The organism is Cupriavidus sp. GW823-FHT06D04, assembly GCF_058795055.1.
In genome coordinates, this window is sequence record NZ_JBXAHL010000012.1 from 99,591 (window position 1) to 122,604 (window position 23,014).

Sequence of the window (23,014 nt, forward strand, 5' to 3'; positions counted from 1 at the left end):
GCGGGCGCCCAGTTCTCCCGATCTCCCGACTGCTACGGATCCAAGCCAAAACGTCTGTCCCGATAGGGGGCCGGTGTGCGCCCGGCATCGCTACATCATAGCTGGCGCATGTCCTTATCCAGAAATAGTATTTGTCATTTGCATGATGAAGGCATCAGAATCCAGAAAACACATTCTTTCCAAGCGCGCCCCCATGGAAATCCGGCAATTGGAAGCCTTCGCCGCAGTGGTCACCACTGGCAGTGTCACCGCTGCCGGGCGGCTGCTGGGCCGCTCGCAGCCCGCCATTACGCGACTGATCCAGGAACTGGAAGCCGAACTGGGCTTTGCCCTGTTCACCCGCAGCGGCCCGCGCGTCAGCCCGACCGAGCAAGGCTTCCTGCTCTACGACGAGGTCGAGCAGACGCTGGCCGGCATGCAGCAGATCCGCACACGCGCCGCGGCCCTGGCGCGCGGCGATGGCCGGCCCCTGCGCATTGCCGCGACCCCGGCGCTGGCAGCCGGCTTGCTGCCGCCGGCCCTGGCGCTGGCCTTCGAACGCGGGCTGTGCGCACCGGAGCGGGTATCGGTGCAGAACCTGTCGCCGGAACAAGTGGTGCATGCGGTGCTGACCGGCGCGGCCGATATCGGCCTGAACAGCCTGCCGCTGGAACACCGCGGCGTGACCGTGCACTGGATTGGCCAGTCAGCCTGCGTGGCTGCCGTGCGTGCCGACGACCCACTGGCGGCGCAGCCTGCCATCGCCCTGCAGGACTGCCGCGGCCGCCGCATCGTCACCATGCAGAACCCTTACCGGCTGCGCCGCCGCGTCGACCGGGCGCTTGCCGGCGCCGGCGTGCCTGAAGCGGGCGTGATCGACACCAATACCTCGATCAGCGCGCTCACGCTGGTGCGCGCGGGGCTGGGCATCGCCGTGCTGGAACCCGTGACCGCGCGCGGGCTGCCGCTGACCGATATCGCCGTGCGGGCCATCGATGCCGATATTCCCTTTTTCTTCGGCGTGATCACGCCGCAGGCCCGCCCGGCCAGCACCGCGGTGCTGGGGCTGGTGCAGGCCGTGGCCGACGCCGCCGCCGAACTGTTGCCCGACCTGGTGCGGCGCGAGCCCGCCGAACACGGCGCGCTGCTGCAGTCGCTCTATGGCGATGCCAGCGACGACGCTGACACGCTCTCACAAGATGCCGGACTTCCAAGCCATGACTGACCTATCCGCCTCCGCCCCTACCCCCGCCGCCGGCCTCGCCGCGCTGGAAGCGCGCCTGCGCCAGGACCTGTCATGGCTGGAACTGCCAGCCAAGGGCTGGACCGTCCAGCGCACCCAGGATGGCCAGGAAATCCTGGACGTCGCTGTCATCGGCGGCGGCATGGCCGGGCTGGCAGCCAGCGCCACCCTGACGCATCTCGGCATCCGCGTGCGCGCCTTCGACCGTTCCCCGGCCGGCTTCGAAGGCCCGTGGGCCACCACCGCGCGCATGGAAACGCTGCGTTCGCCCAAGCAACTGACCGGCCCCGCGCTGGGCCTGTCGGCGCTGACTTTCCGCGCCTGGTTCGAAGCCCAGTTTGGCACGGCCGCCTGGGAGGCGCTGGACAAGATCCCGCGGCTGCAGTGGATGGACTACCTGCGCTGGTACCGCCAGGTGCTGGCGCTGGATATTCGCAACGAACACCAGGTCGATGCCATCGTGCCGCGCCCGGACGGACTGGTCGCGCTGTCGATGCAGACCCCGGACGGCCCGCAGACCGTACTGGCGCGCCGCGTGGTGCTGGCCACCGGCCGCGACGGCCTGGGCGGCGCCTACCTGCCGCCGGTGGCGAGCAAACTGCCGCGCCAACTGTGGGCGCATTCGTCCGACGAAATGGACTACGCCACGCTGCGCGGCAAGCGCGTGGGCGTGGTCGGCGCAGGCGCTTCGGCCATGGACAGCGCGGCGACCGCGCTGGAAGCCGGCGCCGCCTGCGTGGAGATGCTGATCCGCCGCGCCGACATCCCGCGCGTCAACAAGGGCAAGGGCGCGGGCAATCCCGGCCTGGTCCACGGCCACACCATGCTGTCCGATGAATGGAAATGGCGCATCCGCCATTACATCAACGCGCAGCAGGTGCCGCCGCCGCGCGGCAGCACTCTGCGGGTCTCGCGCCATGCCAATGCGCGCTTCCACCTGGGCTGCCCGATCGAAGCGATCGAGCCGCATGGCGACGGCCTGCGCGTGCTCACGCCCAAGGGCGTGTTCGAGCTGGACTTCCTGATCTTCTCCACCGGTTTCCGCATCGCCCTGGACACCCGGCCCGAGTTCGCCGCCTTCGCCCCGCAAATCCGCTACTGGCGCGACCGCTACACACCCCGCCCCGGCCAGGAAGACCAGGAGCTGGACGACTCGCCGGACCTGGGCCCGGCCTTCGAGTTCCTCGAGAAGACGCCCGGCGCCTGCCCCGGGCTGTCGCGCATCCACTGCTTCTGCTATCCGGCCGCGCTGTCGCACGGCACGGTGTCGGGCGACATCCCGGCCATCAGCGACGGCGCGCGCCGGCTGGGCCAGGGGATCGCCGGGCTGCTGTACCAGGAAGACGTGGAGATCCACTACGCCAACCTGGAAGCCTATGCCGAGCCCGAAGTGTTCGGCGACGAATGGACGCCGGCGCCATGAGGGCGATAAGAGGCGCCGTCACCCGCTGGCCCTGGCGCTGGCTGCTGCGCCGCCTGCTGCAGGCGGCGGCGGTGGTGCTGGTGATGACGGTGATCGTCTTCGCCGGCCTGCATGCCATCGGCAATCCGGTCGACATCCTGATTGGCCAGGACGTGGACCAGGTCGACCGCGCGCGCATCATCGCCGCGCTCGGGCTGGACCAGCCGCTGTGGCGCCAGTACCTCGGTTTCCTGAACGGCGCGCTGCACGGCAACCTGGGCAACAGCTTTGTCTATAACGTGCCGGCGATCCAGCTGATCCTGCAGCGCATGCCGGCCACGCTGGAGCTGGCGGTGGCGGCGCTGCTGCTGGCCGTGCTGGTGGGCGTGCCGCTCGGGCTGTTCGCCGGTCTGTATCCCGAGCACCCGCTGTCGCGCGTGCTGATGACCGGCAGCATCGTCGGCTTCTCGCTGCCCACCTTCTGGGTCGGCCTGATGCTGATCATGGCCTTCAGCGTGCGGCTGGGCTGGCTGCCTTCGGGCGGGCGCGGCGCCACCACGGAATGGCTGGGCGTGCCGTGGTCCTGGCTGACCGCCGACGGGCTGCGCCACATGATCCTGCCGGCCATCAACCTGTCCTTGTTCAAGGTCTCGCTGGTGCTGCGCCTGACGCGCGCCGGCGTGCGCGAGGTATTGCCGCAGGACTGGGTCAGGTTCGCGCGCGCCAAGGGCCTGTCGCCGCTGCGCGTGGTGCTCGGCCACGTGCTGCGCAACACCATGATCCCGCTGGTGACGGTGCTGGGCCTGGAGTTCGGCTCCACCATCGCGTTCGCGGTGGTGACCGAGAACATCTTCGCCTGGCCCGGCGCCGGCAAGCTGATCCTGGACAGCATCAACGCGCTCGACCGGCCGGTGATCGTCTCCTACCTGGTGGTCGTGGTGTGCCTGTTCGTCACGCTGAACCTGATCGTCGACGTGCTCTACAAACTGCTCGATCCGCGCGTGCGGCTGGAGGGTGCGGCATGAACGCCAGCGACAAGACCAGCGCAGTGGCAGCCGAAGCCTTCGCGCCGCCCGCCGCGCCCGCCGCGCCCGCCGCGCCCGCGTTACGGCGCGAAGCGCCGTGGCGCCGCGTGGTGGCTGACTTCCTCGCCTCGCGCACCGCCGTGTTCGGGCTGGTGGTGCTGGTGCTGCTGGTGTTCACCGCGCTGCTGGCGCCGTGGCTCACGCCGCAGAACCCCTATGACCTGCTGCAACTGGATGTGCTGGACGCGCGCCTGGCGCCTGGCACCGCCAACGGTGCCGGCACCTACAGCTACTGGCTGGGCACCGACGGCCAGGGCCGCGACATCCTGTCCGGCATCATTTACGGGCTTCGCATCAGCCTGCTGGTGGGCGTCGGCTCGGCGGCGCTCGCCGGCGTGCTCGGCACGCTGCTGGGGCTGCTCGCGGCCTATGCCGGCGGGCGCGTGGACAGCCTGATCATGCGCACCGTGGACCTGCTCCTGTCCTTCCCGTCCATCCTGGTGGCGATGATGATCCTGGCCTTCCTGGGCAAGGGCGTGGGCAACGTGGTGCTGACGCTGGTGATCCTGGAGTGGGCCTACTATGCCCGCACGGCCCGCGCCCAGGCCCTCGTGGAGAGCCGGCGCGAATACGTCGAGGCCGCGCGCGGCCAGGGTATCGCGCACTGGCGCATCGTGGTCGGGCACATCCTGCCCAACTGCATGCCGCCGCTGATCGTGATCGGCTCGCTGCAGGTGGCGCGCGCGATCACGCTGGAGGCCACGCTGTCCTTTCTCGGCCTGGGCGTGCCGGTCACCGAGCCCTCGCTCGGCCTGCTGATCGCCAATGGCTACCAGTTCATGCTGTCCGACGAATACTGGATCAGCTTTTTCCCGGGCATTGCGCTGCTGCTGACCGTGGTGGCCATCAACCTGGTGGGCGACCGCCTGCGCGACGTCCTCAATCCGAGGCTGCAGAAATGAACGCGCCCGCCACGCTACCCGATATCCCCACGCTGGAAGTGCGCCACTTGCGCACTCATTTCGACACCCGCAACGGCGTGCTGCGGGCGGTGGACGATGTCTCGTTTGCCGTGCCGCGCGGCCGCATCCTGGGGCTGGTGGGCGAATCCGGCTCGGGCAAGTCGGTCACCGGCTTCTCCATCATGGGGCTGGTGGATGCGCCCGGTCACATCGCCGGCGGCGAAATCCTGTTCCAGGGCCGCGAGCTGACGCGCATGCGCCCGGCCGAGTTGCGCCAGCTGCAGGGCAACCGCATCGCCATGATCTTCCAGGATCCGATGATGACGCTGAACCCGGTGATGCGGATCGATGCGCAGATGATAGAGGCGGTGCGCGCGCACAGCAAGGCCAGCCACAAGCAAGCGCGTGAACTGGCCCGCGACACCCTAGGCATGATGGGCATCCCGAGCCCGGACGAACGGCTGCTGGCCTACCCGCACCAGCTTTCCGGCGGCATGCGCCAGCGCGTGGCGATTGCTACCGCCATGCTGCACCGGCCCGACCTGATCATCGCCGACGAACCCACCACCGCGCTGGATGTCACCATCCAGGCCCAGATCCTCTCGGAGGTACAGACACTGGCGCGCCAGCACGGCACTGCGCTGATCTGGATCACGCACGACCTGTCCGTGGTGGCGGGCCTCGCCGACGAGGTCGCGGTGATGTACGCCGGCCGCATCGTCGAGCAAGGCCCGGTGGACGACGTGCTGGACCACCCGCTGCACCCCTACACCGCCGGCCTGATCGCGAGCCTGCCGAGCCTGAACCAGCGCGGCCAGCGGCTGCGGCAGATTCCCGGCATGACTCCCGACCTGGCCGCCCTGCCGCCCGGCTGCGCCTTTGCCGCGCGCTGCCCGCGCGCCAGCGCCGTGTGCGGCGCAGCGCCGGCCATCACTACCCCCGCGCCGCGGCGCCAGGTGCGCTGCTTCCACCCCGGCCAGCTGGCCGTCAGCATGGAGCCGGCATGACCGTCAGCCAATTGCATCCGGCCCACACCGGCCACGCGCAAGCCGTACCGGCGGCAGCAGAAGGCGGCAGGCCGCCGCTGGTGTCCGCCCGCGCGCTGGCCAAGCGCTTCGGCGAGCGCAAGCCGGGACGCATCGGCCGGGCGCTGGAGCGCCTGGGCTGGTCCGAACCCGAGCGCGTCACCCACGCCGTGGACGGCGTCGACCTCGACCTGAAGCACGGCGAAGTGCTCGGGCTGGTGGGCGAATCGGGCTGCGGCAAGTCCACCCTGGGGCGCATGATCGCGGGCCTGCTCGACCCCTCCTCCGGCGAGATCCACATCGACGGCCGCAGCCCCGCCAGCCTGGACCGCGCCGGGCGGCAGGCACTGCGCCTGAAGATCCAGATGGTGTTCCAGGACCCCTACGCCAGCCTGAACCCGCGCCTGCGCGTGGACCGCATCGTCGGCGAGGGCGCGCGCCTGCAAGGGCTGGTGGATGCGGCCGGCTTCGACGACTACGTCAGCGCGCAGTTGCAGCGCGCCGGATTGGACCCGAGCCTGCGCCAGCGCTACCCCCACCAGTTCAGCGGCGGCCAGCGCCAGCGCATCGGCATTGCCCGTGCGCTGGCGGTGCAGCCCGAGCTGCTGGTGTGCGACGAGGCCGTGGCAGCGCTGGACGTGTCGATCCAGGCCCAGGTGCTGAACCTGTTCATGGACCTGCGCGAGCAGTTGGGCCTGAGCTACCTGTTCATCAGCCACGACCTGGGCGTGGTCGAACATATCTCTGACCGCGTGATGATCATGTACCTGGGCCGCGTGGTGGAAAGCGCGCCGACCACGGAGATCTTCCGCCGCCCCAACCACCCCTACACGCAGGCGCTGCTGGCCGAAATCCCGCGCCTGGATGCCCGCCACAAGACCTTCACCGCCATCCGCGGCGAGATCCCCAGCCCGCTGGCGCCACCGGCCGGCTGCCACTTCCACCCGCGCTGCCCGCATGCCATGGCGCGCTGCGCGGTGGAGCCGCCCAGGTTGCGCGGCATCGCCGTCAACCATCTGAGCGCCTGCCATCTCAACGAAGGCTGACGCTCACCGTATAGCCCCTTTCATCCCAGAAACCGCCCCGAGGAATCGCCCCATGAATCGCTCGCCGTCCTTCTCCTTGCGCGCCACCGTGGCCGCCGTGCTTTGCGCCGCCGCGGCGGTGGCTTCCGCGCAGTCGCTAACGATCGGCTTTGCCGACCCGTTGTCGTCGCTGGACCCCCAGCTGAACAACCACGCCGGCGACCGCTCGGTGGACCTGCACTTCTGGGACCTGCTGATCGAAAACAAGGACAACAAGCTGCAGCCGGGGCTGGCGCTGTCGTGGAAGGCGCTGGACGACAAGACCTGGGAATTCAAGCTGCGCCGCGACGTCAAGTGGCAGGATGGCAAGCCCTTCACCGCCGAGGACGTGGTCTTCTCCTACCAGCGCGCACGCAACGTGCCGGGTAGTGTGGCCTCGTTCTCGGGCTACCTGCGCACCATCGAATCCGCCACCGCCAAGGACCCGTACACGCTGCTGGTCAAGACCAACATCGCCAACCCCGACCTGCCGCTGAACCTGGCCTCGGTGCATATCGTCAGCAAGCACGTGGGCGACAAGGCCAATACCGACGATTACAACGCGGGCCGCGCGGTGGTGGGCACCGGCCCGTACAAGTTCATCTCTTACACCCCGGGCGACCGTGTGATCATGGCGCGCAATGACGGCTACTGGGGCGCCAAGGCGATCTGGCAACAGGTCAATTACCGCTACATCAACAACGGCCCGGCGCGCACGGCAGCGCTGCTGTCCGGCGACGTGGACGTGATCGACAAGGTCTCGGTGTCCGACCTCGCCAAGCTCAAGCAATCGCCCACCGTCAGCGTGTTTCCCTACAACGGCCTGCGCGTGATGCTGCTGCAACCGAGCTTCAAGCCTGGCCCCAACCCCTACATCACCGACAACGCCGGCAAGCCGCTGGACAAGAACCCGCTGCTTGACGTGCGCGTGCGCCGGGCGCTGTCGCTGGCCATCAACCGCGAGGCCGTGGTGGGCCGTATCCTGCAGAACACCGCCACCGTAGCCAACCAGTGGATGCCCAAGGGCACTTTTGGCTACAACCCCGAGGTCAAGGACATCGCCTATGACCCCGCGCAGGCCAAAAAACTGCTGGCCGAGGCCGGCTTTCCCGACGGCTTCAGGCTGACCATCCATGCCCCCAACGACCGCTACCCGCAGGGCCCGGAAACGGCGCAGGCCGTGGCGCAGTTCTGGACCCGCGTGGGCGTGAAGACCCAGGTGGAAGTGGTGCCCTGGTCGGTCTACTCCGGCCGTGCCAACAAGAACGAGTACGCGGTCAGCATGCTGGCCTGGGGCAACGGCACCGGCGAGGCCAGCTATGCGCTGGTCAACGTGCTGGCCACCGTGGACGCCAAGAAGGGCCTGGGCGCCTCCAACTGGGGCCACTACAGCAACCCGGCCGTAGACCGCGCACTGGAGGAATCCACCGCCGAGTTCGACGCGGCCAAGCGCGAAACGATCCTGCGCCGCTCGGTCAAGCTGGTGTCCGACGACGTCGGCGTGGTGCCGCTGTACCACTACCAGAATATCTGGGCGGCAAAGAAGGGCCTGAAGGTAACGCCGATGACCAGCGACCGCACCGCCGCCATGATGGTGACGCGGACGGGCAAGTGAGCATGGCCGTGATGACCGCCCCAACCCTTGACATCACCCCGGCCGATGCGCTCATCGACGCGCCGCGCCGCATCGCCATCACCGGCCTGCGGCCCGGCGAGACCGTGGCCGTCAGCACGCGCACCGTACGCGGCCGCGACGTCGCCTGGGCCAGCCAGGCCGACTTCATTGCCGCAGGCGACGGCAGCGTGGACCTGGAGCGCGATGCGCCAGTGCGCGGCAGCTACGACGGCGTGGCGCCCATGGGCTTGCTGTGGGCGCAGCGGCCGGTGGCATCGGACAGCCGCGAGCTGTTCCACACCGACGCAATCCGGCCGCTGGTGACCGAGATTACCGTCACGGCCGCCGGCGGCGAGGCTCGCAGCGAGCTGGTGCAGCGCCTCGCCGCACCGGGCGTGGTGCGCGAAGACATCCGCGTGGACGGGCTGGTCGGCACGCTGTACCGCCCGCCTGGCGCCGGGCCGCACCCGGCGGTGATGGTGCTCAACGGGTCCGGCGGCGGCATCAACGAACCGCGCGCCGCGCTCTATGCCTCGCATGGCTATGCCGCGCTGGCGCTGGGCTACTTCAAGGCGCCGGGCCTGTCGGACTATATCTCCAACACGCCGCTGGAATACTTCGAGCGCGGCCTGCAATGGATGCATCGCGAGCTGCGTCCGGCGCATGGCTTTGTCGCCCTGTCCGGCCAGTCGCGCGGCGGGGAGCTGGTACTGCTGCTGGGTGCGACCTTTCCCGATCTGGTGTCGGCGGTGGTCGGCTACGTGCCGGGCGCGGTGGTGCATAGCGCCCAGAATGCCGCCGACCCGGCCATCGGCCGTGAGGGCGCAGCCTGGCTGCACCATGACAAGCCGCTGCCGCATGTGTGGGAGAACAACCCCGACGCCAGCTGGGCACCGTTCGACGAAGGCCCGGCGCCGCACCGGCACGAGCGCGCCATCCTCACCGCGCTGAAGAATGCCGAGGCCGTGGCGCGCGCCCGCATCCGGGTCGAGCACATCCACGGGCCGGTGATGCTGCTGTCCGGCACCGACGACGGCTCGTGGCCGTCCAGCCTGTATTCGCGCATGGTCACCGACAAGCTAACCGAGACCGGCCATCCGTATCCGGTCGAGCACCTCGACTTCGAGCATGCCGGCCATGCCATCCTCTTTCCCTACGTGCCCACCACGCAAGCGGTCTACGCGCATCCGGTATCGCGCCGTATCAGCACTACTGGCGGCACGCCCGAGGCCAATGCCGGTGCCGACGAGGCATCCTGGCGCGGGGTCCGCGCATTCCTGGCGCGGGCAGTGGCCGCGCGCAAGCAAACCGCCGGGAACTGACGGCTGCGCCAGCACGACAACGAATCCTTCGACACTCCGGGAGTCTTCAAATGACCCAAGCCAACGCTGCCGCCACTGACGTGGTCGACCAGGTCGCCGGCCTAGCCGCCGGCTCCGCCATCCACACGCTGCGTCACGCACGCGACAAGGTGGTTGCCTCCACCCAGGGCAGCTACAACGGGCTGTTCGATCCTGCCCTGCCTGGCCTGACCCTAGCCGAGCGCCTGCTGATCGCGCTCTACGCCGCCCGCCTGGCCGGCGCCGCCGATCTGGTGGCCCACTACCGCGCCCGCCTGCAGGCCATCGAGGCCGACGCCGCGCTGGTCACCCTCGCCCAGCAGGGCGACCCCGACACGCTCGCCGACGCGCGCCTGCGCGCCATCCTGGCCTTCACCCGCACGCTGAGTGAACGCCCCGTGGAAGGCGACCAGGCCGCGCTGAAGACCCTGCCCGCCGCCGGCCTTGCCACGCCCGACGTGGTAACGCTGGCGCAACTGATCGCCTTCCTGTCCTACCAGGTGCGCCTGGTCGCCGGACTCAAGGCGATGCAGGCACTGGGCGCAGGCACCCCAGCGATCACTACCGTGCCCGCCACGGCCGGCACCCTGCTGCAGAGCCCGATCCGCGCGCATGGCTTCACTAACGAAGTGCTGGACTGGAAGGCCTGGCTGGACGTGGTATCCGTCGACAGCGCCACGCCCGAGCAGGTCGCGGTGTTGGAGGAGAGCCACCCCAAGGCCAAGGTATCGGACTACTACCTGTTCCTCGTGCACCAGCCCGAGATCCTGCGCCAGCGCTCCACCGCCTTCAACGCCATCATGTACGCCCCGGGTGGCATGCCGCGCGCCGAACGCGAACTGGCCAGCACGGTGGTGTCCCGCATCAATGGCTGCGTCTACTGCGCGTCAGTCCATGCCCAGCGCTTTGAGCAGCTGGCCAAGCGCAACGAGGTGATCCGCCAGGTGTTCGACGATCCCCATACCGCCGGCATGACTGCGCGCGAGCAGGCAATCGCGAAGTTCTCGATCGAACTGACCGAACAGCCCGCCGAAGTCACTGCCGAGCAGCTCAAGCCGTTGCGGGAAGCGGGCGTCACGGATGCGGAGATCCTGGACCTGATCCACTCGGTCGCCATCTTTGCCTGGGCGAACCGGCTGATGCTAAACCTCGGCGAGCCAGTGTTTCCGGAGCAATCCGGGGAGTAGGCGGTCAGGCGCCAGCCACAACGCACGCGGGCGCTCAGCCCGCGTTGTGATGCACCGCCAGCCAGACACTGGGCTGGCTAGCATCGGTCCACGCCACCCGGTGGCGGCAGTGGGCGGGAAGGTGCAGCCAGTCACCCGGCTTCATGGGATGCTGGCCGGACTGGCCTTCGATCTCGATGGCGGCGCTGCCGCTGACCAGCAGCACCCATTCCGCCTCAGCACTGTCGTACCAGAAGCCTTCGGGACTGGCCTGCCCGTTGGAGACGATGCGCTCGATCCGCAACCCGGGCCGTTCCAGCAGCGGCTGGAAGCACTCCTGCACCGCGCCGGCCGGGACGTCCGCCAGCAGGTTTCCGTGTTCAGGCTGCATGCTGCCTCCTGGAAGTCGTGGTTGCGGGGCCTGTCAGTTGCCCGGCCCGGGCGCCAGTACATCGCGTGCGCCATTGCGGCCCATCGGCGACACCAGCCCGGCCACCTCCATCTGCTCGATCAGGCGTGCCGCGCGGTTGTAGCCGATGCGCAGCTGGCGCTGCACGGCGGAGATCGAGGCGCGGCGGCTGGTCAGCACAAAGCTGGCGGCTTCGTCGTAGAGCGGGTCGGCCTCGCCGTCGCCGCCGCTGTCGCCGAACAGGTCGGTGCTGCCGGCCTCGGCAGGGTCGCCGGCAAGGATGGTTTCATCGTAGTCCGGCTCGCCGAACTGCTTCCAGTGTTCCACCACGCGGTGCACTTCGTCGTCGGCAACAAAGGCGCCATGCACGCGCTGCGGATAGCCGGTGCCAGGCGGCAGGAACAGCATGTCGCCCTGGCCGAGCAGGCTCTCGGCGCCCATCTGGTCAAGGATGGTGCGCGAATCGATCTTGGACGAGACCTGGAACGCCACGCGCGTCGGGATATTGGCCTTGATCAGGCCGGTAATCACGTCCACCGAGGGGCGCTGCGTGGCCAGGATCAGGTGGATGCCGGCGGCGCGCGCCTTCTGCGCCAGGCGCGCGATTAGTTCCTCGATCTTCTTGCCGGCGACCATCATCAGGTCGGCCAGTTCGTCGATCACCACCACGATCATCGGCAGGCGCGACAGTGGCTCGGGCGCCTCCGGCGTCAGCGAGAACGGGTTCGGCACTTTGCGCTCGGCGGCCTCCGCGGCGCGGATCTTCTGGTTGTAGCCGGCCAGGTTGCGTACGCCCAGCGCGGACATCAGCTTGTAGCGCTTTTCCATCTCGCCGACGCACCAGTTGAGCGCGTGCGCGGCCTGCTTCATGTCGGTGACCACCGGCGCCAGCAGGTGCGGGATGCCCTCATAGACCGACAATTCCAGCATCTTGGGGTCGATCATGATCAGGCGCACGTCTTCGGGCGTGGCCTTGTACAGCATCGACAGGATCATGGCGTTAACCGCCACCGACTTGCCCGAGCCGGTGGTGCCGGCCACCAGCAGGTGCGGCGCGCGGGCCAGGTCGGTCACCACCGGATTGCCGGTGATGTCCTTGCCCATGGCCAGCACCAGCCGCGAATGGTGCGCCTGGAACGAGGCCGCGTTGACGATCTCCGACAACCGGATCATCTGCCGGCGCGCATTGGGCAGCTCCAGCCCCATGCAGGTCTTGCCGGGAATGGTCTCGACGACGCGGATCGAGGTCACGCCCAGCGCGCGCGCCAGGTCCTTCATCAGCCCGACCACCTGGGCGCCGCGCACGCCCATGGCAGGCTCGACCTCGAAGCGGGTGATCACCGGGCCGGCACCGGCGCCGACCACGGCGACTGGCACCTTGAACTCGGCCAGCCGCTGGGCGATCAGCTCGCCGGTTTCGCGCAGGCGTTCTTCCGACACCTGTTCTGCGCTGTCGACCCCGGTCTCCAGCAGTTCGGCCGGTGGCAGGCGGTAGTCGACGAAGGGGCGCGAAGGCGGCGGCGCAACCGGCACCGGCACGGGCGCCGGCTGGGCGGCAGCCAGCGGCACGGTGCGGCCGACCACGGCGGGCAGCACGATGCGCGGCTTGGCGGCCGGGACCGGAGCCTGGTTCAGTTCAGGCGCCTCAGCGGGCTCAGGGACTTCCGGGACTTCCGGGACTTCCGGGGCTTCAGTCGCTTCAGGCGGTTCTGCTGCCTCAGCAGGCTCGGCCGCATCCGCTTCCGCCTCCTCGGCGATCAGGCCGTTGCCGTCCATCAATCCGTCCGTTTCGTTGTCCTCCGCGGGTGCCTGGGTGCTGGCATCGAGAGTGCTGCCCTCTTCCATCGCGGAGCTTGCCACGGCCTGGGCTACGGCCTCGGCGCCGGTGACATCCAATTCGGGCTCGGCTGTGGCCAGCGCTTCGGGTTCCCCAATAACAACGACGTGATCTCCGCTCCCGGCTTCGGCTTCGGCTTCGGCTTCGGCTTCGGCTTCGGCTTCGGCTTCGGCTTCGGCTTCGGCTGGCAGGGTGACGGTAGACAGTGCTTGCGGTTCTGCGTCGTCGGCAATATTCGGCGCTGAATCCGGCGCAGCCGCTTCCAGTTGTTGCGGTTCCGGCGCAGCCGCTTGCGGCACTACCGGCTTGCCGGCCAGCGCCTGCAACTCGGCCAGCAGGTCAAGGGCTTCCTGCCGGATCGCGGCAAGCGTGGCTTCGTCGGCTTCGGCCGGCACTGCTTCCGGCGCAATATCGCCAACGATATCGGTGTCTGCGGACACTGGTTCCATGGCAGGCGCTTCGGGCACTGCCACTACCTCAGGTTCCGGGCTGATAACCGGCTGCGCGGGAGCGGCCACGGCTTGCGTGGCGCCAGTGGCCGCCGGCGCAGCGGCGGCGGCTTCGGCCGGCGCGGATACGGCGGCAGCTACGGTGACTGAAGCAGCGGCCGCGGCGATGCCCTTGCCGGAAGCCTCAGGCAGCGTCGTAATCGCCGAACGCACCAGGGGCTGCGGTTGGCGGAACGGGCTGCTTACCACCGTGCCGCGCAGAGGCTGCGCCGGCCGCGGCGCTGAAGCCGGTGAAGGGGCTGCCGTCGCGGCCGGCTTGCGTGCCGCCGGCTGGGCAGGGCGCGGTGCCGGTGCCGGTGCCGGTGCCGGTGCGGCAGGTGCGGGCGGCGCGCTGCGCGTCGGCTTGACCGCGTTCGGCGACTCGGCATGGTGCAGCCAGATCTCGCCCGGCTGCGGCGGGGATTCACGCGTGCGACGCGGCGGTTGCCAGGCGGGCTGGCGGCGCGCCGAGACCGCCTCAAAGCTGCGATGGCGCGTGGCGGGCGCAGTCCAGCCGGGGTTGCCTGCCGACGGCGGCTCCCAGCGCTCTGCCTCGCGCAGCGGCTGGGTGGGCGCAAAGGAAACCGGCGGCTCTTCCGGCGCCGCGTCGGGCGCGGCGCCGCGGCGCGGCTTGCGCGCGAACAGGCTGCGCCAGGTTTCGCCGAACACCATCGGCGCGGCCAGCGCCAGCACGCCCAGCATCAACAGCAAGGCACCGGTCCAGCCGAACAGGTTGCCCATCATGCCGGCCAGCGCGCGGCCGGCCGAACCGCCGGCGCTCGAGTCCGGATCGGTGCCACTGGTCAGCGCTTCCAGGCAGGCGCTCGCGCACAGCACGGCGAGCGTGCCGAGCCAGACGCGCAATGAGCCGGGCCCTGCCAGCCGGCGCTCGCCGGCGAGCCAGCGCGTCACCAGCCGCCAGACCAGCGGCACTATCCAGAAAGTCGAAAATCCGAACCAGCCAAAACCCATTATCGACATGCCATGTTCAAAACTACGGGCAGCGATTGTAGCGGTTATGGCAGGCGGCGATTGAATCGGAAAGCGCAAATATTCGTAACGCAGCGTGTTTCCGGGGCGATTGCGCTCGATCCCTGTGCGGTTCCGGATGCCAGCGGCGGCAGACTTTGCGCCATCCGTTGGTTGGCGCAGCGGCGCCGCGCTACCATGCGGCAACCCCCGATCGAATTGCACTCCAGGCGGCCCGCCGCCTCCCCCCTCCCCCATGCCGATCCGCTACGCCAGGCTGCGCGTTCTTGTCGTCGAAGACCATCCGTTCCAGCGCGTCGCGGCCGAGGGACTGCTGCGGCATCTGGGCGTGCAGACCCCGGTCTGCACTGAAAACGGGACGCAAGCGGCCGAGATCCTTGCACGCGAACCGTTCGACATCGTGCTCTGCGACATCGAGATGCCTGGCGGCAACGGCCCCGAACTGATTGCCGAGTTGCACCGGCGCGGGGCAGCATGCCTTTGCCGGGGCGGCGCCAATGTGGGTCTGGGTGACGGCGCTGGCGGAGGACATCCTGGATTCAAACCGCGGCCTGGCGCACGCCGCCGGCATCCCGCGCGTGCACGCGCTGCGCAAGCCGCTGTCGCGCGATGCGGTGGAAGAGATCCTGGCCGATGCGCTGGTGCGCCAGCCCGCGGGCGAGTCCGCCCCGCCGGCGTGGTCACCCGACGACGCGGAACTGCTCGCCGCCACCCAGTCAGGCACGGACCTGCTGGTCATGCTGCAGCCCCAGCACGACATTGCAAGCGGCCGGCGGGCCGGCGCCGAGGCGCTGGTGCGCTGGCGCCATCCCGAGCACGGCCTGGTACAGCCCGACCTCTTTATCCCACGGCTCGAAGCACTGGATGCGGCCGACCCGGTGTTCTTCTTTGTGACCCGCCAGTGCCTGGCAGCGCAGCAGCGGCTGCGCGCAGCCGGCATCCACATTGCGCTGGGCATCAATGCGTCGGCGCAAGCCCTGTGCCGGCCGGGCGTGCTGGAGGCGTCTGATGCCCTGGTGGCCGCCAGCGGCGTGCCGCGGCAGGCGCTGACGGTGGAGTTGACCGAGGGCAGTCCGGTGCCCGATACGCTGGCCCTGTCGGTCGCGCTGAACCACTTGCGGCTGCTGGGCTACGGCGTGGCAATCGACGATTTCGGCGTTAGCATCGCCACGCTCAAGCTGCTGGCGGGCCTGCCTTTCACGCAGCTGAAGCTCGACCGGTCGTTCGTTGTCGATGTCGATGGGCATGGCCAGCGTGCCGCCTTCTGCCGCAACATGATCAACCTGGCGCGCGAGCTGGGCCTGGAGTGTGTGGCCGAAGGCGTCGAGACCGACACGCAGCGGGCAGCGCTGCTGGCGCTGCGCTGCCCGCTGGGCCAGGGCTACCTGTGGTCCGCGCCCAAGCCGGCCGAGGTCTTCGTCGCGGATGCCATCGACCGGGCAGCAACCACGCCGCCGGCAGCCTGACATGGCCCGGAGCCGGCGCTACTGCCCGGCCCGGAACGGATACTTGGCAAAGATCTGCGTCACGGTCTTGTCGATGCGCTGCTGGGCGCTGGCCTTGTCGCTGGTGTCCACGCTGCCCACCGCCACGCCTTCCCAGACCAGCTTCATCTGGCGCCGGTCGACCAGGTCGATGTTGACCGTGCCTTCGGTGTAGGTATAGACGTCGTTATAGAAGCCGTAGCCCGGCCACGGCGCATACAGCCCGCCGCGATATCCGTAGTAGCCCATCATCGGCGTCGGCGCCGGGCTGACCTGGACCTTCTCCTGCAGCCGGGCATTGAAGTTGACCAGCAAGTCCGGCGACTGCGCCGCATAGCGGTAGCCGCGTGCGGTCAGTTCCCGCTGCACGGCAGACTTGAAGTACTGAGTGGTCAGGCTTTCATAGCCCTGGCGGTCGGTGCCAAGGTGCTCGACAAAGCCGAAGCTGCGATAGACGCTGAAATCCGTGCTGCGGTTGTAGTCGGTCTTGATGTCGGGCACGCTGGCGCAGCCTGACAGGACCAGCGCCGCGGCCACAACCGGAAAGAGCTGCCGGAAGGGTTTCACGATACATCTCCATGAGTCCGCGGCAGCGCGCACATGCAGCCATGCAGGCACGCACACGCGCCACCGGCGCCGGAACGCCGGCGCAGCGTACGCCATCTGACCCGACGGGCTAATTCATCTTGCCATTGATGCCGCCCACGCTGAGCCGGCCCGCCCCCAGCAGGGCCACCGCCAGCGCCGCGCCCAGGAACATCCCCTGCAACTCAAGCGCCCAGCCGCCGGTATCGGCCAGCATGCCGAGCTGCTTGGTATGCACCAGCGCTACCGCAAACAGCATGTTGAGCGCAACGATCAGCGCCGCCAGGCGGCTCCACAGCCCGATGATCAGCAGGATCGGGGCTATGACTTCCCCAATGTAGACGCCGTAGGTCAGCCATGCCGGCAACCCGGCGTCGGCGACCACCTTCGCCACAAAGCCCATTCCGGACGCACCGGTCAGCTTGGCGATGCCGTGCATCAGGATCAGCACGCCAAGCACGATGCGCAGCAGCGCCTTGCCCAAGTCCTGGGAACCCTGAGAGCCACCCATGGCCGTTCTCCTTGCCGTTGTCTGTCGAGTTGGTTGTTGAAGCCAAGCGCCTTTACCCTCACGCGCGAGGCTCGCCCCTGTACCTTAGTGCGAGGCGGCGTGAAGGTAAAGCCGCAAATACGAGGCTGCCGTCTGGCCGGCATGCGACCGGCACACCACCTCGCCAATCCCGCCGCGCCGCATCCGGGAGGCTTGCGCTACACCACCCGGTGCATGGCCGGCTGGCGCGGTTCAAGCATGCCGGCCTTGTATGCGCATTCGGGCAGGACCTCGCCAAGGAAGTCGAGAAAGCGCCGGGTGGCAGGCGTCACGCCCTTGCGCGACGGAAAAACCGCATGCAGCGTGCCGACCGGCATGTCGTACTGCGGCAACACCAGTTCCAGCTCGCCGCTTTCCAGCGCATCACGGCAATACATCCGCGGCAGCATGGCCACGCCCGCGCCGGCGATCGCCGCCTCGCGTAGCAGTACGAAGTCTTCGGTGACCAGGCGCGGTTCATAGGCAATCTGGATCGAGTCGCTGGTCTTGCAGCGCAGGTTCCAGACATGCTTGCCGTCGTGGGGCGGCTGGCCCACGCCGGGCATGCCATCCAGCGCCTGCGGCGTGCGCGGGCGGCCGATGCTGTCCAGCAGCGCGGGGCTGGCCACCAGCATCACCTGGCTTTCACCGAAGGTGCGCACCGCCAGGCTGGAGTCCTCCATGGACTCGCGCACGCGCAGCGCCAGGTCGAAGCCTTCGCCGATCACGTCCACGCGCCGGTTGGTGGTCTCCAGCTCGATGCGCACCGCCGGGTTGGCGCGCATGAAATGGCCGATGGCCGGCGCCAGCAGGATCTGGGCGATGGCGATCGGGCAGCTCACGCGCAGCGTGCCGCCGGGCTGCTCGCGCGCCTGCTCGATGACCTCGCGGGCCGCCTTGGCCTCATTGAGCATGGCGCGGCAGCGTTCGTAGAAGGATTCGCCAAGCGGGGTAACGCGCACCTGCCGTGTCGTGCGACGCAGCAGCTGCACGCCCAGGTCACGTTCCAGCTGGGCGATGCGCCGGCTCAGGCGTGACTTGGGCACGCCGGAGGCGCGGCTGGCCGCGGAAAAACTGCCGTGTTCGACCACCTGGGCAAACAGGGACAAGTCGTTGAGGTCTTGCATGGATGGCTCCGGGATCACCGTGCGCCCGCCAGGCTGGCGTTGCGCCGGTAGAACAATCATTTGCATTTTGCCTCACTACCGATACCAATGGCCAGCCGCTATCTTTCATCCATCGCAACCGCACCCTTGTGGAGAAAGACATGAACATCCTGCAGATCGATTCCAGCGTCCTTGGCGACAACTCCGTTTCGCGCAGCCTGACCGCCAGCGTGGTAGCCGACCTCGTCGCCGCCAACCCGGGCGCCCAGGTCACCGTGCGCGACCTGGACCAGGACGCTCCGGCGCACCTGTCCGGCAACCTGCTGCCCGTGCTGGGCGGCCCGAAGGAAGGCCTGAACGCCGTTCAGGAAGCCGAGTTGCAGCGCACCGAGCAATGGCTGGGCGAATTCCTGGCCGCCGACGTGCTGGTGGTGGGCGTGCCGCAGTACAACTTCAGCATCCCCAGCCAGCTCAAGGCCTGGATCGACCGCATCGCGCAGGCTGGCCGCACCTTCAAGTACACGGAGAACGGCCCGGTGGGCCTGGCCGGCGGCAAGCGCGTGATCGTGGTGTCGTCGCGCGGTGGCGTGCGCCAGGATGCCAATGAGCTGGACCTGCACGAAAAGACCGTCGACATCGTGTTCCGCTTCCTGGGCATCACCGACATCAGCTACGTGCGTGCCCACGGCCTGGCCATGGGTCCGCAGTTCCGCGAAGCCGGCCTGGCCAGCGCCCGCACCGAAATCGCGGCACTGAACGACGCCGGCCGCCTGGCAGCCTGAGGTCCCGAGGGCCGGCCGGCGCTGCAGGACGGCGCCGGCTCGCCCCGCGGACGGATCAGGTCTATGATGGATCGGGGCGCTACGGCGCCCCGCGTGCCATGGGCGGCGCGCCGGCCCCGGCTATTTGCCCGCGGCTGTCCCGCCGCCTGCAGTCATCGACCGATCCACTCCCGGGAGCCCGCATGACTTCAGCCCTGTTGCCAGCCGCCGCCCTCCATCCGCCGCACGAACCCGCCCTGCTTTCGCAGTATCGCCACGTACGGACCGCCACCGAGACCCTGGTGGCCGACCTGTCCGATGCCGATGCCACCGTGCAGTCCATGGACGACGCCAGCCCGGCAAAATGGCACCTGGCGCACACCACATGGTTCTTCGAGGAATTCGTGCTGGCCGCGCGCATCCCGGACTACGAGCCGGTGGACCCGGACTACCGCTACCTCTTCAATTCCTACTACGAAGCGGTCGGCCCGCGCCACCCGCGGCCACAACGCGGGCTGCTGACCCGCCCCTCGCTGGATGAGGTGCTGGCCTACCGCGAAGCCGTGGACGAATCGATGCTGACGCTGCTGGGCAGCGCCCAGACCGATGACGAGGCGGCGTTGATCATGCTCGGCCTGCAGCACGAACAGCAGCACCAGGAACTGCTGCTGACCGATATCCTGCACCTGTTCGCGCAGAACCCGCTGCGCCCCGCCTTTGCCCCGGAACTGCCCGAGCCGGTGATTGCCGACCCGCGGCCCGCGCCGGACTGGATCGGCTTTGACGGCGGTCTGGTGGAGATCGGCCACCGCGGCGAGACCTTTGCCTTTGACTGCGAAGGGCCGCGGCACAAGGCCTACTTGGCGCCGTTCACGCTGTGCTCGCACCCGGTCAGCAACCGGCAATGGTTTGAATTCATCGAGGATGGCGGCTACCAGACGGCCGGGCTGTGGCTGTCCGACGGCTGGCGCTGGGTGTGCGAGCAAGGCATCCTGGCCCCGCTCTATTGGGAAGAACGCGAAGGCACGTGGTGGCAGATGACGCTGCGTGGGATGCATCCGGTCGATCCGGACAGCCCCGTCACCCACGTCAGCTTCTATGAGGCCGAGGCATTCGCGCGCTGGGCCGAACGCCGGCTGCCGACCGAGGCCGAATGGGAGCACGCGGCGCGCAGCCTGCCGGCCACCGGGAATTTTGTTGAAGGCCGCGCGCTGCGGCCGTTGCCGGATCGGCAGAACACCTCAGGCGTGCTGCGCCAGATGTTCGGCGATGTGTGGGAATGGACCGGCAGCGCCTTCCTGCCGTATCCGGGCTTCCGCCCGAACGCGGGTGCGGTGGGCGAGTACAACGGCAAGTTCATGAGCGGCCAGATGGTGCTGCGCGGCGGTTCGTGCGTCACGCCCGAATCGCATATCCGGGCGACCTACCGCAACTTCTTCTATCCGCACCAGCGCTGGCAGTTCACCGGGGTGCGGCTGGCGGATGATGTCTAGGCCGGCGCCAGCCAGCGCCATGCCAGCCAGGCCAGCAACACCCACACCAGCACGATGACCACGGCGGCCGCGCGATTGCGCGGCCGTTTTGCATGCGTGGCCTGCCACGCCTGAGCCCGGCCGCGGCATTCATCCTTTACCGCCGGTGGAATCATCCGCAGCGTCAGCCAGATGCCCAGCGGCACCAGCAGCACGTCATCGACATAGCCCAGCACCGGGATGAAATCGGGGATCAGGTCGATCGGGCTGAAGGCATAGGCCACCACCAGCGCGGCCAGCAGCCGCGCGCTCCACGGCGTGCCGGGATGGCGGCTGCAGAACCACAGCGTCAGCAGGCTCGCCTTGAGCCCGCGCGCCCACTGGCGCAGGCGTGCGCCGACGGTCATCGCCGGCATGAGCTCTTACCAGCCCTTGGTCTTGGGCTGCTGCGCCGCGGGTTGCTGTGCCGCGGGCCGCTGCCCGCCCGGCTCGCCGGTGGGCGCCTTCAGCGGCGGCGCCGCCACGATCGGCGTCTGGGGGTACAGCTTCTGCCAGCGCACCTTCAGGCCCTTGGCGATCTCGGCCTGGTTGTAGCGCTCGGCAAAGTCGATCACGGTCATGCCCTGCTGGTTCTTCAAGCGCATGTCGGCGCCCTCGTCCAGCAGCAGCTTGACGGTCTCGATATGGCCGCCGCGCGCAGCCATCATCAGCGGCGTGGTGCCGTTGGGGCTCTCGGCGTCGATATAGGCGGCCTGGTCGACCAGGTACTTGACCACATTGTTGTGGCCGTTGGTGGCCGCATAGTGCAACGGCGTCCAGCCGGTCTTGTTAACCTCGGCCTCCATCTCGTCGACCATCAGCTTGACCATGTCCAGCTCGCCCTGCAGCGCGGCCATCATCAGCGGGGTCTCGCCGGCCGGGTTGGCCTTGTCGAAATCGATGTCCTTGGCGCGGATCAGCACCGTGGCCGCCTTCAGCGACTTCTCGCGCAGCGCCAGCACCAGCGCCGGGTTGCCGCGGCTGTCCACCAGATTGGGATCGACGCCCTTGGCCAGCAGCTTCTTGACGGTGTTGGCGTCGTCGAATTCGACGGCCTTGCGCATGTCGTCGGCAGGCGCGGCCTGCGCCAGCGTGGCGGCGACTAGCGCAAGGGCGCCGGCAGCGCGTCGGGCAAACTTCATGTTAAACATGCGATTCCCTGTCAATATGCTTGAATAGATTGAAGAAATTTTCCGTCGTCTGTTCCGCAACCTGTTCCACCGGCACCCCGCGCAGCTGCGCGATGAACTCGCCCACATGGCGCACCCAGGCAGGTTCGTTGGTCTTGCCGCGGTATGGCACCGGCGCCAGGTAGGGCGAATCGGTCTCGATCAGCATGCGCTCCAGCGGCACCTTGCGCGCGGTTTCCTGCAGGTCGGCCGCGCTCTTGAAAGTGACGATGCCCGAGAACGAGATATGGAAACCCTCGTCCAGGGCCTGGCGGGCGACGTCCCAGGTCTCGGTGAAGCAGTGCATCACGCCGCCGGCCTCGCGCGCATTCTCTTCGCGCATCAGGCGCAGTGTGTCGTCGGCAGACGAGCGGGTATGGATGATCAGCGGCTTGCCGGTCTGGCGCGCGGCGCGGATATGGGTGCGGAAGCGCTCGCGCTGCCATTCCATGTCGGCGATGCTGCGGCCGTTCAGGCGGTAGTAGTCCAGCCCGGTCTCGCCGGTGCCGACCACGCGCGGGTGGGCGGACAGCTCCACCAGGCGCTCCAGCGTCGGTTCCTCGCCCTCTTCGTAGTCCGGATGCACGCCGACCGAGGCGTACAGGTTGGGATGCTGCTCGGCCAGCGCCAGCACGCGCGGGAAGTCTTCCAGCGTGACCGAGATGCACAGCGCATGCGTGACCTGGTTGGCGCGCATATTCTCCAGCAGTTCCGGCAGGCGCGCAGCCAGCTCGGGGAAATCGATATGGCAGTGGGAATCGACAAACATGGGGAATCTCTGTTGGCGGGTGGCTCAGTCCACGCGGCGGCCGACGATGATCAGGTCGCGCTCGACACCGTCGAGCACGGCGACGCGCGGCAGGTCGCCCCAGCGCGTAAAGCCCAGCGACGCGAACAGGCCCAGGCTGGGCGCATTGTGGCCGAAGATAAAGCCGAGCAGCGTATTCACGCCGACCCTGGGCGCATGGTCGATGGCCTGTTGCAGCAGGTAGCGGCCCAGCCCCTGGCCGCGGCGCTGCGCGTCCAGGTAGATCGACACCTCGGCAGTGGCACCGTAGGCCGGGCGGCCATAGAAATCTGAAAAGCTCATCCAGCCGGCCATGCGGCCGTCGGCGTCCTCGCACACCCACAGCGGGCGGCGCCCGGGCTGGTGGGCGTCGAACCAGGCCTGGCGCGAGGCCACGGTGACCGGTTCGGTATCGGCGGTGACCATGCGCGAGGGCACGGTGCTGTTATAGATGGCGACGATGCCCGGCAGGTCGCGGGGCTCGGCAATACGAAGTGAAAAATTCATTGAAAATCAAAATATTGTGAGAACAACCTC

21 protein-coding genes and 1 pseudogene are annotated in these 23,014 nt (G+C 68.6%); 13 read left to right on the top strand and 9 right to left on the bottom strand.

Annotated features, from left to right (window positions below; all coding sequences use genetic code 11):
• Window positions 1–193 precede the first annotated feature (193 nt).
• Genes AC1Q7H_RS17150 through AC1Q7H_RS17190 form a run of 9 tightly spaced genes read left to right on the top strand, consistent with a single transcriptional unit; the run spans window position 194 to window position 10,842 of the window.
• A complete protein-coding gene (locus AC1Q7H_RS17150; protein ID WP_013956590.1) occupies window positions 194–1,204 on the top strand; it encodes a LysR family transcriptional regulator in 1,011 nt (336 codons plus the stop codon).
• Window positions 1,197–2,645 (top strand): NAD(P)-binding domain-containing protein, encoded by a 1,449-nt coding sequence (locus AC1Q7H_RS17155; RefSeq protein WP_153954811.1) that lies wholly within the window; start codon window positions 1,197–1,199, stop codon window positions 2,643–2,645. Before AC1Q7H_RS17150 ends, AC1Q7H_RS17155 begins: the two co-directional genes overlap by 8 nt.
• Window positions 2,642–3,649 carry an ABC transporter permease gene (locus AC1Q7H_RS17160; protein WP_492381490.1) on the top strand — a complete coding sequence of 336 codons (1,008 nt, stop codon included), beginning with the start codon at window positions 2,642–2,644 and terminating at the stop codon, window positions 3,647–3,649. Before AC1Q7H_RS17155 ends, AC1Q7H_RS17160 begins: the two co-directional genes overlap by 4 nt.
• The gene (locus AC1Q7H_RS17165) at window positions 3,646–4,611 is read left to right on the top strand and encodes an ABC transporter permease (protein ID WP_492381491.1); all 966 of its coding nucleotides are present in this window, start codon (window positions 3,646–3,648) and stop codon (window positions 4,609–4,611) included. Before AC1Q7H_RS17160 ends, AC1Q7H_RS17165 begins: the two co-directional genes overlap by 4 nt.
• Window positions 4,608–5,618, top strand: coding sequence for an ABC transporter ATP-binding protein (locus tag AC1Q7H_RS17170; protein WP_492381492.1), 1,011 nt, complete (start codon window positions 4,608–4,610; stop codon window positions 5,616–5,618). The genes AC1Q7H_RS17165 and AC1Q7H_RS17170 overlap by 4 nt, the downstream gene beginning before the upstream one ends.
• Entirely contained in the window at window positions 5,615–6,682 is a 1,068-nt protein-coding gene (locus tag AC1Q7H_RS17175) for an ABC transporter ATP-binding protein (protein ID WP_249221261.1), read from the top strand. The genes AC1Q7H_RS17170 and AC1Q7H_RS17175 overlap by 4 nt, the downstream gene beginning before the upstream one ends.
• Before the next feature lie 52 nt (window positions 6,683–6,734).
• Window positions 6,735–8,315: an ABC transporter substrate-binding protein gene (locus AC1Q7H_RS17180; protein WP_013956584.1), complete on the top strand. Its 1,581-nt coding sequence runs from the start codon at window positions 6,735–6,737 to the stop codon at window positions 8,313–8,315.
• An 11-nt stretch (window positions 8,316–8,326) separates the two neighbouring features.
• The gene (locus AC1Q7H_RS17185; protein ID WP_013956583.1) at window positions 8,327–9,637 is read left to right on the top strand and encodes an acyl-CoA thioesterase/bile acid-CoA:amino acid N-acyltransferase family protein; all 1,311 of its coding nucleotides are present in this window, start codon (window positions 8,327–8,329) and stop codon (window positions 9,635–9,637) included.
• A gap of 50 nt (window positions 9,638–9,687) precedes the next feature.
• Complete coding sequence (locus AC1Q7H_RS17190; RefSeq protein WP_153954813.1) at window positions 9,688–10,842, top strand: CMD domain-containing protein; 1,155 nt, start codon at window positions 9,688–9,690, stop codon at window positions 10,840–10,842.
• A 34-nt stretch (window positions 10,843–10,876) separates the two neighbouring features.
• Here AC1Q7H_RS17190 and AC1Q7H_RS17195 read toward each other — a convergent pair whose 3' ends face one another.
• The gene (locus tag AC1Q7H_RS17195; RefSeq protein WP_013956581.1) at window positions 10,877–11,212 is read right to left on the bottom strand and encodes a cupin domain-containing protein; all 336 of its coding nucleotides are present in this window, start codon (window positions 11,210–11,212) and stop codon (window positions 10,877–10,879) included.
• Between the two features lie 33 nt (window positions 11,213–11,245).
• Complete coding sequence (locus AC1Q7H_RS17200; protein ID WP_492381504.1) at window positions 11,246–14,527, bottom strand: DNA translocase FtsK 4TM domain-containing protein; 3,282 nt, start codon at window positions 14,525–14,527, stop codon at window positions 11,246–11,248.
• Window positions 14,528–14,780: 253 nt separating this feature from the next.
• Between AC1Q7H_RS17200 and AC1Q7H_RS17205 the strand changes: the two are divergent.
• Together AC1Q7H_RS17205 and AC1Q7H_RS17210 are read left to right on the top strand one after the other, a co-directional pair.
• Window positions 14,781–14,954: pseudogene (locus tag AC1Q7H_RS17205) on the top strand (response regulator); the annotation flags it as partial.
• Window positions 14,955–14,991: 37 nt separating this feature from the next.
• Complete coding sequence (locus AC1Q7H_RS17210) at window positions 14,992–16,011, top strand: EAL domain-containing protein (RefSeq protein WP_492381493.1); 1,020 nt, start codon at window positions 14,992–14,994, stop codon at window positions 16,009–16,011.
• A gap of 18 nt (window positions 16,012–16,029) precedes the next feature.
• Here the strand turns inward: AC1Q7H_RS17210 and AC1Q7H_RS17215 are convergent, their stop codons facing one another.
• From AC1Q7H_RS17215 to AC1Q7H_RS17225, 3 genes are all read right to left on the bottom strand, one after another.
• Window positions 16,030–16,596 carry a DUF4136 domain-containing protein gene (locus AC1Q7H_RS17215; protein ID WP_316149361.1) on the bottom strand — a complete coding sequence of 189 codons (567 nt, stop codon included), beginning with the start codon at window positions 16,594–16,596 and terminating at the stop codon, window positions 16,030–16,032.
• A gap of 109 nt (window positions 16,597–16,705) precedes the next feature.
• Window positions 16,706–17,125: a DoxX family protein gene (locus AC1Q7H_RS17220; protein WP_013956577.1), complete on the bottom strand. Its 420-nt coding sequence runs from the start codon at window positions 17,123–17,125 to the stop codon at window positions 16,706–16,708.
• 197 nt (window positions 17,126–17,322) lie between these two features.
• Complete coding sequence (locus tag AC1Q7H_RS17225; protein WP_013956576.1) at window positions 17,323–18,270, bottom strand: LysR family transcriptional regulator; 948 nt, start codon at window positions 18,268–18,270, stop codon at window positions 17,323–17,325.
• A gap of 140 nt (window positions 18,271–18,410) precedes the next feature.
• Between AC1Q7H_RS17225 and AC1Q7H_RS17230 the strand changes: the two genes are divergently transcribed.
• On the top strand, window positions 18,411–19,031 hold the full coding sequence (locus tag AC1Q7H_RS17230) for an FMN-dependent NADH-azoreductase (protein WP_013956575.1): 621 nt from the start codon (window positions 18,411–18,413) through the stop codon (window positions 19,029–19,031).
• Between the two features lie 182 nt (window positions 19,032–19,213).
• Complete coding sequence (egtB, locus tag AC1Q7H_RS17235; protein WP_013956574.1) at window positions 19,214–20,503, top strand: ergothioneine biosynthesis protein EgtB; 1,290 nt, start codon at window positions 19,214–19,216, stop codon at window positions 20,501–20,503.
• On the opposite strand, the gene AC1Q7H_RS17240 is transcribed toward egtB, so the two are convergent.
• The 4 genes from AC1Q7H_RS17240 to AC1Q7H_RS17255 are packed head-to-tail and all read right to left on the bottom strand — an operon-like array spanning window position 20,500 to window position 22,984.
• The gene (locus AC1Q7H_RS17240; RefSeq protein WP_041228373.1) at window positions 20,500–20,889 is read right to left on the bottom strand and encodes a YkvA family protein; all 390 of its coding nucleotides are present in this window, start codon (window positions 20,887–20,889) and stop codon (window positions 20,500–20,502) included. The two genes, egtB and AC1Q7H_RS17240, sit on opposite strands and share 4 nt — an antisense overlap.
• 15 nt (window positions 20,890–20,904) lie before the next feature.
• Window positions 20,905–21,672 (bottom strand): ankyrin repeat domain-containing protein, encoded by a 768-nt coding sequence (locus AC1Q7H_RS17245; protein ID WP_153954815.1) that lies wholly within the window; start codon window positions 21,670–21,672, stop codon window positions 20,905–20,907.
• Complete coding sequence (locus AC1Q7H_RS17250) at window positions 21,665–22,459, bottom strand: TatD family hydrolase (RefSeq protein WP_013956571.1); 795 nt, start codon at window positions 22,457–22,459, stop codon at window positions 21,665–21,667. The genes AC1Q7H_RS17245 and AC1Q7H_RS17250 overlap by 8 nt, the downstream gene beginning before the upstream one ends.
• Window positions 22,460–22,483: 24 nt before the next feature.
• On the bottom strand, window positions 22,484–22,984 hold the full coding sequence (locus AC1Q7H_RS17255) for a GNAT family N-acetyltransferase (protein WP_153954816.1): 501 nt from the start codon (window positions 22,982–22,984) through the stop codon (window positions 22,484–22,486).
• Window positions 22,985–23,014 lie beyond the last annotated feature (30 nt).